The following is a 1572-nucleotide window of genomic DNA, read 5'->3' as shown; positions in this document are numbered from 1 at the left end:
TTGGATATTCCGCTGAATCCTGCCACTATGATGAAACTTGTCAAGCGCTTTGTGGCTCGGGAAGTTTCCTTAGCACACGGTTATAATCGTTCAGCTTTCTGGTTAGATTATCGTCATCCTTATTACAAAATTCTTTACTTTCTAGTAGCATCCTTCGCATGGTCCCACAGATTTTTCGTATCAATGCGATCCGAGCGCGGCCGACTCCTCTTCTAAGTCGTAACTCTTGGTAGAATTTTGCGAGATGTGGACTTGCTTTCGCTATATGCGGTACCGACTGCGTCAGCAATGTTCGAGTAAGCTTTCGGGACTCCCGGTTAATACCACCGCCACGACTCTTGCCACCGCTTTCTTTCGCTCTCTGAACGACTCCCAGATATGCATTCATTTTCTTGAGGGTCTTGAAACGGCGGACATCGCCGACATCCGCAAGAAAGGCGAGGGCCATTAATGGAGTGATACCACGGATGCTGATCAGTATACGTACACTGCTCTCAAGCGGTCTTCCAGCTGCTATGATTTCGGTAACCAGCCTCTTCTTAACATCCTGAAGATGCCACAGTAGCTCCAGAGAAAGTTCTATGCTAATCAATGCGGCACACGAGATCGAATAATCATTGAGAAATGCCGACGCGTATCGGCGATCGAACAGACGCTTGCACTCGACCTGTTTCATCGGTACGCCTTGATCAGTCAGAATCGCCTGTACATTGTTCTTCATTTCAACAATTTGCTTACCTATCAATTGATATTGTGCAAATAGCTTGCGTAATTCCCGGGTTGGAATGTCGGGTTTGTACACGGTCGGGAGACCAAACTCACCGGTCACCAAATGGACCCACAAGGCTGTTGCCATACTCCGGCTGTCCTGTTTGTCGCACTTGTTCCATGAGTCACGGATAATTTTGAACTTGAACGGGTCAAGAACGAAACATAAGCTCCCGCGGGACTCGATTTGATCGGCCCAATAGAACGCTCCGGTCGACGATTCCAAAACCACAGCATCTTCCGGTCCGAGGTTGGCAATATAAGCGTGAAGATCATCACACCGGCCGATAAACGTGCTCTCTTTCCCTTCACGATTTTTCACACTGATCGTAGAATAATACTTGTGCCGATCGATACCATGAAACTGTTGGATCATGATGCTTCCTCCTCCTGGGGTAACCGAGAAGTGGGGGTCGGAGGTGCCTTGGTGGTTAGGCGTTGCTTCCATGCCACTATTCGTGGTCCCTACAGGGCACACATTTTATCGGTACGGATGCAGCAGGCGGCCGACCAAACCACCCAACGTGGTCGATCAATCGCCACAGCAGGATTCAAGGCCGTCTGCTGGTCGTCACCCCGCTTTCCCGGGTTGGGTATCCCAACAAGCATAAAACCGCCTGCCGCGTTATACAACGAATAACCGTTAAGCCCGATTCTCTCGGCTTCTCGTTCATCATGATAACCACCCATTCCGGCGACTGCCCAAAAACGGCAGGTTTACCTCGGAATACCCGGCAGGTTTTAGCCTGGAATAGGCGGCAGGTTTACAGCGGAACAGCCGGCAGGTTTAGAGCGTAATTCCCA

The 1572-nt window shown here is 49.9% G+C and carries 1 protein-coding gene; it reads right to left on the bottom strand.

Annotation, left to right across the window (positions count from 1 at the left end; translation table 11 throughout):
• Positions 1–40: 40 nt before the first annotated feature.
• On the bottom strand, positions 41–1144 hold the full coding sequence (locus tag BW950_RS14655; protein ID WP_076490035.1) for an IS110 family RNA-guided transposase: 1104 nt from the start codon (positions 1142–1144) through the stop codon (positions 41–43).
• Between the last annotated feature and the right edge of the window lie 428 nt (positions 1145–1572).

Source organism: Alkalispirochaeta americana (genome assembly GCF_900156105.1).
GTDB lineage: Bacteria > Spirochaetota > Spirochaetia > DSM-27196 > Alkalispirochaetaceae > Alkalispirochaeta > Alkalispirochaeta americana.
This window is presented reverse-complemented; position numbering and strand designations above follow the sequence as displayed.

Excerpts from the sequence above, each read along its gene's own strand:
- BW950_RS14655 (WP_076490035.1), bottom strand. The coding sequence starts at position 1,144 with ATGATCCAACAGTTTCATGGTATCGATCGGCACAAGTATTATTCTACG.